General features: G+C 54.3%; 6 protein-coding genes. 2 read left to right on the forward strand and 4 right to left on the reverse strand.

Going from position 1 to position 7,199, the window contains the following annotated elements; genetic code table 11:
* Positions 1-40: 40 nt before the first annotated feature.
* Positions 41-883 carry an HDOD domain-containing protein gene (locus QN359_RS08400; protein WP_322248991.1) on the forward strand — a complete coding sequence of 281 codons (843 nt, stop codon included), beginning with the start codon at positions 41-43 and terminating at the stop codon, positions 881-883.
* Here QN359_RS08400 and ribA read toward each other — a convergent pair.
* Together ribA and ilvD are read right to left on the reverse strand one after the other, a co-directional pair.
* Positions 860-1,522, reverse strand: a complete 663-nt coding sequence (gene ribA / locus QN359_RS08405) for a GTP cyclohydrolase II (RefSeq protein ID WP_322248992.1) — start codon at positions 1,520-1,522, stop codon at positions 860-862. The genes QN359_RS08400 and ribA overlap by 24 nt on opposite strands.
* A gap of 298 nt (positions 1,523-1,820) precedes the next feature.
* Positions 1,821-3,698, reverse strand: a complete 1,878-nt coding sequence (gene ilvD, locus QN359_RS08410) for a dihydroxy-acid dehydratase (protein WP_322248993.1) — start codon at positions 3,696-3,698, stop codon at positions 1,821-1,823.
* A gap of 406 nt (positions 3,699-4,104) precedes the next feature.
* On the opposite strand from ilvD, the gene xth reads away from it, so the two are divergent.
* Positions 4,105-4,884: an exodeoxyribonuclease III gene (xth, locus tag QN359_RS08415; RefSeq protein ID WP_322248994.1), complete on the forward strand. Its 780-nt coding sequence runs from the start codon at positions 4,105-4,107 to the stop codon at positions 4,882-4,884.
* A 32-nt stretch (positions 4,885-4,916) separates the two neighbouring features.
* Here xth and QN359_RS08420 read toward each other — a convergent pair whose 3' ends face one another.
* On the reverse strand, positions 4,917-6,791 hold the full coding sequence (locus QN359_RS08420) for a methyl-accepting chemotaxis protein (RefSeq protein WP_322248995.1): 1,875 nt from the start codon (positions 6,789-6,791) through the stop codon (positions 4,917-4,919).
* 194 nt (positions 6,792-6,985) lie between these two features.
* A partial coding sequence (locus QN359_RS08425; RefSeq protein WP_323493231.1) for a hypothetical protein occupies positions 6,986-7,199 on the reverse strand: 214 nt, incomplete at its 5' end.

The raw sequence follows: 7,199 nt of genomic DNA on the forward strand, positions 1-7,199 counted from the left end.
TTAGGTAATACTATAGTGGGCTGAAACAGGAACAGAACAGATGAACAGAATCGCCATCCAACAAATCGTCGAAGAAATCAAGGATTTACCCACTCTGCCGGCAGTGGTCATGGAAATCCTCAATCAAATCGATAGCGACCAAGTCGATACCCACGAGCTGGCGCAAAAGGTTACGCATGACATCGCCTTAACGGCCAAAACCCTGCGTTATGCAAACTCGGCGTATTACTCCACCTTAGTCAAGGTCACCACGATCCAGCAAGCCATCGGCCTGCTCGGCTTGGTCACGGTCAGACAACTGATCGTCACGGCCGCCTTGACCGGCTGTTTTCCAGAAAATAATTGTGCCGGCTTCAGTCACAAGCAATTTTGGGAGCACAGCAATACGGTGGCCATCGTCGCAAAAATTTTGGCACGTCGCCTCCATGTCAGCCAAGATGTCGCCTTCACGGCCGGGCTTTTGCATGATATCGGCACGCTGGTGCTGGTCACTTACCATGGCCGCGCCTACGAAGCCGTGCTGGCTGCGCAACGTGAGCAAGCACTGACGCAGTTACAGGCAGAACATCAGGTGCTGGGAATTGATCATGCTGAAGTCGGCACCGCATTGGCGCGGCAATGGAATTTTTCCGAACAAATGATCAACGCCATCAGCGGCCATCATCAGCCGGAAACGCCGGGCTTGGGGTTTTTGGCCACCATCGTGCATGTCGCAAATGGGATTGCCCACGTTTTACACCTCAATCACACGCCCGATCACAGCACACCGGAAATCACTGCCCTGTCGTGGCAGCATCTGGGCCTCGATCAAGATGTACTCGATCAAGTATTACTGGAAGCCAGTGCCGAATTTTTGAAATTACAACAGCAAGTCCTCATCTGAGGATGGCACCGACAAATCGGCTTGCATCAAGTGGCCGAGCTTACTCGCCTTGGTATTGAGGTAGCGGTTATTGTGTACGTTACGTTCTATGATCAATGGTACATGTTCGGCCACGAGCACATTCAAACCGGCCATGGCGGCCAGCTTGCGCGGATTATTCGTCATTAAGCGCAATGAGCGGATACCGAGATGGCGTAACATCGGATCGCACAGACCGTAATTGCGCAAGTCGGCGGCAAAGCCCAGACGCTGATTGGCTTCGACGGTATCAGCACCATCATCTTGCAAATGATAGGCGCGTACTTTATTGAGCAAACCGATACCACGCCCTTCCTGCCGTAAATACAGCAGCACGCCTCGTCCGGCTTCGGCGATTTTTTGCAGCGCCAACTCTAACTGCGGTCCGCAATCACAGCGCTGGCTGAACAAGGCGTCACCGGTCAGACATTCGGAATGTATCCGCGCCAACACCGGCGCACCGTCATCGACTACGCCCAGCGTCAGGGCGATATGCTCTTTGCCACTGCCCGGTTCAACAAAGGCATGCATACGAAAATTCGCCCAAGTCGTGGGCAAATGACAGGAATCGACATAATCAAGGGGGACGGCGTGAAGCGGCGCGGGTATGGTGCTGGACATACGGTTCCTGAAAAAGCTTTTGAAGTAACATGTGAAAAAATACACGGCAACCCCGAGTATAAACGACCTGAGGCATGCGCACACGTTACATCGCTGGGAAGCAGCAGACAAAACCGTGCGTCCGTTACCGACAGATGCGGTCAAAACCGATAAAAGCAAGCTCTGCAAGCAAAAACGGGGCGGCAGCCTACGCTACCACCCCGTCAAACTAGGAGCCTGAGCTAGCCAAAATCTGTCCTCGCTCAGCCGATTTTTCGCTTCGACTCGTTCTGCCGCTCAGGCTCCTAGCCGACTACGATCAACGCCGCTTCAATTGCGAAATATCGCGAACCGCACCGCGATCAGCCGAGGTCGCCAAGGCTGCATAGGCTTGCAAAGCTTGCGACACATAGCGCTCGCGTGCCACCGGCTGCCAAGCCGCGTCACCACGGGCATCCATCGCGGCACGGCGTTCGGCCAGCAATTCCGGGCTGATCATCAAATTAATACTGCGCGCCGGGATATCGATGGCAATCACATCACCCTCCTCCACCAAACCGATGGCACCGCCTTCCGCCGCTTCCGGCGAAGCATGACCAATCACCAAACCCGACGAGCCACCGGAAAAACGGCCATCAGTAAACAATGCGCACGCCTTGCCCAAGCCTTTGGATTTGATATACGAAGTCGGATACAACATTTCCTGCATGCCCGGCCCGCCTTTCGGCCCTTCATAACGAATGATGACGACATCACCTTCGTGAACCGCATCGCCGAGTATCGCCTCAACCGCGCTGTCCTGACTTTCAAACACACGGGCGCGACCAGTGAAGCGCAAAATACTGTCATCGACGCCGGCCGTTTTGACGATACAACCATTTTCCGCCAAATTACCGTACAACACCGCCAAGCCGCCATCTTCCGAATAGGCATGAGCACGATCGCGAATACAGCCAGTGGCGCGGTCGAGATCGAGGCTCTCAAAGCGTTCCGCCTGTGAAAACGCCGTCTGAGTCGGCACGCCACCTGGCGCGGCCTTGAACATGGTGTGCACGGCGACATCGTCGCAGACAGCGACGTCATTACGCGCGATGGCTTCGGCCATGCTGGCGCTGTGAATGGTAGGACGCGTGGTATCGAGCAAGCCGGCACGGGCCAACTCGCCGAGAATGGCCATGATGCCGCCGGCACGATGGACATCTTCGATATGGTATTTATCGGTCATCGGCGCGACTTTGCACAGGCATGGCACGTTGCGAGACACGCGATCGATATCGGCCATTTTGAAATCGACACCGGCTTCGTGGGCTGCGGCCAGCAAATGCAAGACCGTATTGGTGGAACCGCCCATGGAAACGTCGAGCGCCATGGCGTTTTCAAAACTCGCCTTGGTGGCGATAGAGCGTGGCAACACCGAGTAATCGTCAGCTTCATAATGGCGCTTGGACAGCTCAACGATCAAACGACCGGCACGCAGAAACAATTCTTTGCGGTCGGCATGGGTAGCCAAAATCGTGCCATTACCCGGCAAAGCCAAGCCCAGCGCTTCGACCAGACAATTCATCGAGTTGGCGGTAAACATACCGGAGCAGGATCCGCAGGTCGGGCAGGCGGAACGTTCGATACGGCCGATTTCTTCATCCGACACCTTGCTGTCGCCAGCTTTGATCATGGCATCGACCAAATCGATCTTCATGATCTTCTGCACTCCACCCTGCTTAGGATGCAGAGTTTCGAGAACTTTGCCGGCTTCCATCGGCCCACCCGACACAAACACCACCGGAATATTCAGACGCATCGCTGCCATCAGCATGCCGGGCGTGATTTTATCGCAGTTGGAAATGCACACCATGGCATCGGCACAGTGGGCATTGACCATGTATTCAACCGAATCGGCAATCAGTTCGCGCGAAGGCAGCGAGTACAACATACCGCCATGACCCATGGCGATGCCATCATCAACCGCAATGGTATTGAATTCCTTGGCCACACCACCAGCCGCTTCGATTTCACGCGCCACCATTTGACCAAGGTCTTTCAGATGCACATGGCCCGGCACGAATTGGGTAAACGAGTTGACGACGGCGATAATAGGTTTATCAAAATCACCGTCTTTCATGCCAGTGGCACGCCACAAAGCACGCGCGCCGGCCATATTACGGCCATGGGTGGTGGTACGGGAACGGTATTGCGGCATAGCTGACTCCAGAATTCGACAAAGAATGCCTAGCTTGCCCGCACTTGCTTCATATGTCAAATAGCGTTTTTAGGGGAGATTCATATACAAAAAAGATTAATCGCTTTTTTTTAGTGTGCAGCAAAAAGCAGCCATCATCGAAAATTGGCGCACCAGCTTGCAGGCCTTAACTTTAGCAGGATTGCCTGCAGTGTGCGAACCACTTTCACACCCTGCAGGCACGCCGCCTTGCTAAGAAAACAAGCCGAAAACAAATGATCGCCATCGCCAAGTTCAAGCGTCAACTCCACAATCCGCCCGGCATCGTATAATCTCCCGCACAGATTCATTGCCACAGCCCGATGTTATGCCGCCATCAGGCGCAAGCCCAAAATGCCATTCATTCCTTTAAAGAGATACCGATTCAATGAAACTCGCCACCTGGAACGTCAATTCCCTCAAAGTCCGCCTGCCACAGGTCTTGCAATGGCTGGAAACGAACCCCGTCGATGTCTTGTGCCTGCAAGAAACCAAGCTCACCGACGATAAATTTCCTCAAGCTGAAATCGAGGCAGCCGGTTATCACGTCGCCTTCAGCGGTCAAAAAACCTACAACGGCGTGGCGATCATTGCGCGCCACCCTATCGAGCAAGTACAAAAGAATAATCCGCTGTTCGAAGATGAACAGCAGCGCATCATCGCCGCCACCATTTGCGGCATGCGCATCATCTGTGCCTATGTGCCGAACGGACAAGCGCCGGATTCGGATAAGTTTGTCTATAAATTGAAATGGTTGGCGGCGCTACAGGAATGGCTGCGTGGGGAACTCCAGCAGTATCCACAATTGGCCCTGCTCGGTGATTACAACATCGCCCCGGACGACCGCGATGTGCATGATCCGGCCGCTTGGGTCGGTATGAATTTGGTGTCACCAGAGGAACGCAGCGCCTTGCAAGGCTTGCTCGATCTGGGTCTGAGCGACAGTTTCCGGCAATTTGAACAAAGCGAAAAAAGCTTCAGTTGGTGGGATTACCGTGCGCTCGGCTTTCGCCTCAATAAAGGCATGCGTATCGATCACATTTTGTTATCGGCAGCGCTGGCCAGCCGCTGTCATGCTTGTGTGATCGACCGCGTGCCGCGCAAGTGGGAGCAACCATCCGACCATGCGCCGGTGATTGCCTCCCTCAGTCCCTTAGCCGAGAGCTGATCCGGCGCTTACTACCGCTCACTGATCTTTACCTATGCGTCGCGTCCGATACGACGCGCCGCAGTCATGCGCGGGGCCGGCCGAGCGCTGGCAAGTCGTGCCGCCGGCTGCCCCTGCTCCATGCGGAACGCCGACATCGCTGTTTTCAGCAAGTTGGCTTGCTCTTCCAGTGAGCCTGCTGCCGCTGCCGCTTGTTCGACCAAGGCAGCATTCTGTTGGGTCGCTTCATCCATGTGGGCCAGTGCGATGTTGACCTGGCTGATGCCATCGCTCTGCTCCACCGACGCCGAGGTGATTTCATTGATGATCGCCGCCACCTGATCCACCGCAGCGACGATACGACTCATCGAGGCACCAGCCTTATCCACGAGCTCGGAACCTTCATTCACCTTCGTCACCGAATCTTCGATCAAACTCTTGATTTCTTGAGCCGCTGCCGCACTGCGCTGCGCCAGCGTACGAACTTCACTGGCAACCACCGCAAAGCCACGGCCCTGCTCACCGGCGCGGGCCGCTTCGACCGCCGCATTGAGCGCCAAAATATTGGTTTGAAACGCAATCCCTTCGATCACGCTGATGATGTCGACGATTTTGCGCGAACTGTCGGAAATCCCCTGCATGGTCGAAACCACGCGGTTCACCACTTCACCGCCCTGGGTCGCGACATCGGAGGCATTGACGGCCATCTTATTGGCTTCGCGTGCATTGTCAGCATTGTTTCTGACCGCCTCGGTCAACTCTTCCATGCTCGCCGCCGTTTGCTCCAAGGAGGAAGCCTGCTGCTCGGTACGACCCGACAAATCCATATTGCCAGCCGCAATTTCAGTCGACCCGATCGTAATCGAATCGGTCGCCTTGCGCACGTCGACCACCATCACCCGCAATTGCTCGAGGAACTGATTGAAAGCTTGCGCCGTCTGCGCCACTTCATCTTCACCCTCGACGACGATTTTACGACTCAAATCACCACCACCAGCGGCGATATCCGTCATCGCATCGCGCACCCGTTGCAATCCCGATAGCATACGCCCGACCAACCACGTCGAGACTGGCAAAATCACGGCCAACAACACCAACAAAACCAAGCCAGAAATCACTAGCAGTTGATCGAGTGACGCCAGCGCCTTGTTTTTATCGACCACCAAGGCCAAGTAAATATCTGAGCCGGTAATTTGTTGTAAGTACAAGAAGCTGGCTTTGCCGGCGATCTGCACTTCGGTAGGCTCGGTGTTTTTAGCCAGTGTCGCAATATTTTCCAAGGCCAATTCAGCGGCGATTTCCTTGGCCGGCTTGAGTGCCTTGGTTTGGTCGGAATGCGCCAGCACTACGCCGGATTTATCGAGCAAGAAGGCATAGCCATCGCCGGCCAGTTTGACGGTCAGAATTTGATCGACAATTTTAGTCAGAAACACATCGGCTGCCACCACCCCGCCTTCGCCACCTTTCACCGGTGCGGCAAATGAAATCATCAGACCGGGTGGGTTGACGCCCATATAAGCCGAGGTAACAATGGCTTTCTTGGCTTCCATCGCCGCCTTATACCAAGGACGAGCAGTAGGGTCATAGCCGGCCGGAGGTGGATTGGCCGGATTATTGGTAAACGTTTTATCGGGCTGCCCCAGATACACGCTGAGGAAATTACCACCGCCGCGTACCATCGCCAAGCTCGCTTGCAAATCAGCGCCATTGCCCAAGCCTTGCGCCAAGCTGTCCACCAGCGCCGTATTAATCTGTATCCAGTTACTGAGCAGGGCATTGTAGCCGGTAGCAACGCCGCGTATCTCTGCACTCAAATCATGTTCAATCTGCGACTTCATACGCAGATAGCTGCCGACGGTCAAAAAAACCGTACATATTGTTACCAATAATGCGATAACAAAAATTAACCTGCCTTTGAGAGATTTCATAAGTTCTCCATGTTTTTATACATTCACTACACCGTTGCAAATACAGCACCCTTGCGGGGACTGTGATATTTTAAATCTTGCCTGACAGCGAAGATTGCCCGATATTACCTGCGAACTTCATGGGGTTCAAAAAAATGTCTCTGGCGTTGTTAGCGGTTCACAACAGTTGCTATAGTTCAAATGCACAGTTACAATCAGGCGTCAAATGCTTCGTTCGCGCCGGCCCAAGCAAGCGCATTCCCGCATGCTTTTGGCTGGAACCCAGTATCGTTTTCAGCACTGAAAACAGCATGATTTCTGGCATTTTTATTAAGCACGAACGCCGCCAGGCTCCCGCGCAAAAGCGCGCTGATCATTACCCACAAGTCAGGTCGATTGCGCATCCACCCAGCCGCCCAATTCGTCATT

Origin of the sequence: Undibacterium sp. 5I2 (assembly GCF_035019605.1) — a bacterium.
Lineage (GTDB): Bacteria > Pseudomonadota > Gammaproteobacteria > Burkholderiales > Burkholderiaceae_D > Undibacterium.